This window comes from Streptococcus sp. CL5.50 (assembly GCF_049738015.1).
In the GTDB taxonomy this organism is placed as follows: Bacteria; Bacillota; Bacilli; order Lactobacillales; family Streptococcaceae; genus Streptococcus; species Streptococcus mitis_CA.
The window spans coordinates 1-1,960 of sequence record NZ_JBKOTR010000025.1 but is presented as its reverse complement, the minus strand read 5'-3'; the positions used below and the strand labels follow the sequence as shown (position 1 = coordinate 1,960).

Below are 1,960 nucleotides of genomic sequence, written 5' to 3'. Positions count from 1 at the left end.
GAATATTCTTCTACAAATTGAGACTATTATTCAAATTAGTGCAGTTGTATCAATATCTATTGGAGCCATAGGAGTTTTTTTAGTTTATCAACCTGCTACAAAAATTTTCGGGCTGATTTTTGTTTCACTAATGTGGCTTCTAATCATCTGGATCTTATACCTACGTTTTGTCCTAAGCAAAGTTATTGTTCTAGTGTTACACGATTCTATTGATCTTAAGCTATATGAAGACATGTTAAGAGTTCAATCAGAAAAATCTATTAAGCCCTTTAGGGCAACATATCGTGAGAATTACCAAATTATCCAAGGTCGAGTGGCTTATTTAAAAGGAGATTTTCAAGCTGCCAAGGAAAAAATGTCCAAATATGATTTGAAAAAAATTTGGAAGAGATTCAGAACCCCTGCGTTTTTAATATCAAGCTTTGAACTATTAACAGTTTCCATTCATCTTCAAGATGCGCAAGATATTGCTTTCTTTGAGGAACAATTGTCCAAGGCACCAGATTTTAAAGGAGGCAAAGCTACACTTGTTGCTCAAGCCCAAGCCATAAAAGATATTGTGTTCAATAAAGAAGCGAACGACTACTTCGACATTACTGAACCAGAAAGTAAGCTAGCTCGAATCGTGTTTTCTTATTACGGCGCTCTCAATGCCCAATTAAAAGGAGATGAAGCTCGTGCCCGTAGTTTGTTTGAAAGTATCGCCCATGAAAATCCAGAACTCTTTTATGTTCAGGAAGCGAAAAAATATTTAGGAAGTAATAATGTTTCCTAGTACCTTTCGTTTAAATTAAGTAAAAGAGAGTAATCAGATCAAACAAGACTATGCAACAGTTAAATTTACTAACGAGACAGGATTGTGGAAGGTATATCATGGAGAATAGGTTTAAAACTGGGGAAAGAGGTAGTTGCTACAGTTTTTGTTATTGGTACTTTAATTAATGGTGATACAGTTAGTGCATCGACATTTGGCTTTGGAGTCTTGATAGCGATTCTAGTAATTGCGATCGACTTCTTATATTTAAGTTCTACAATGGAGGATAATGGTGAAAGAGATAATAAATAACTATTCGTTGAAAATATCTAGATTTGAAATTCCCAAATTATATAATTTGACAAAAATAGTATACATTTGCTTAATTCCTATAGTTTGCCTATCATTTATAGGCATGGTTGTTGAATTATTTAAAGGTGGGGAAATGAATTTTATGAAATTCATTACTTATACGGTAGTATGTTTTGGGTTTGAGACATTGATTTCATTAAACAATAAACTGGTTAAATTAGCTGTAGATAATATCTTTTTGACAGATATTAATTTCGACAAGCACATAAGTTATTATCGTTATGTAGCTGAACACTCAGTCAAGTCTCAACAACTGTTTAATAATGCAAATTGTTTACTAGCTATTGCCCAAGCGTCATACTACCAAGGAAAGTTTGAAGAAACACTTGATAATTTGGAACGAATAAATTTTGAGGGTAAAAATTTTAATAAGAAATTTGAAATCGAATTATCCACAATTTACTTTAAGATTCTTTCACTTATCCATGCTGATAGAGCAGAAGAAATTTCGAACCAAATCGATATGTTAGCTACATTAAAAGTTCGAACAAATTCTCAGGTTGCTTGGAAGACGAATGTAATAAACATAATAAAAGCTATAGAGGATATTGTTTTAAAGAAAAAATCAAACGACTACTTCGACACCACTGAACCAGAAAATAAATTAGCTCGAATCATGTTCTCTTATTACGGAGCTCTCAATGCCCAGCTAAAAGGAGATGAAGCTCGTGCCCGTAGTTTGTTTGAAAGTATCGTCCATGAAAATCCAGAGCTTTTCTATGTTCAGGAAGCGAAGAAATATTTAGAATTAGTGAAATGAGAGTAATATATGAAATTAGTAAAAAAAATAGTAAGTAGCGCGACAGAAAACACTCTTTTACAACTTGATAGGAC

The 1,960-nt window shown here is 33.0% G+C and carries 3 protein-coding genes; all 3 read left to right on the top strand.

Features of this window, described 5'->3' with window-relative positions; genetic code table 11:
* On the top strand, nt 1-775 hold a 775-nt coding region (locus ACLNCV_RS09680), incomplete at its 5' end, for a hypothetical protein (RefSeq protein WP_424845155.1).
* 84 nt (nt 776-859) lie between these two features.
* The gene (locus ACLNCV_RS09675) at nt 860-1,066 is read left to right on the top strand and encodes a hypothetical protein (protein WP_033681691.1); all 207 of its coding nucleotides are present in this window, start codon (nt 860-862) and stop codon (nt 1,064-1,066) included.
* Nucleotides 1,044-1,886 (top strand): hypothetical protein, encoded by an 843-nt coding sequence (locus ACLNCV_RS09670; RefSeq protein WP_094753942.1) that lies wholly within the window; start codon nt 1,044-1,046, stop codon nt 1,884-1,886. Before ACLNCV_RS09675 ends, ACLNCV_RS09670 begins: the two co-directional genes overlap by 23 nt.
* Nucleotides 1,887-1,960: the final 74 nt, after the last annotated feature.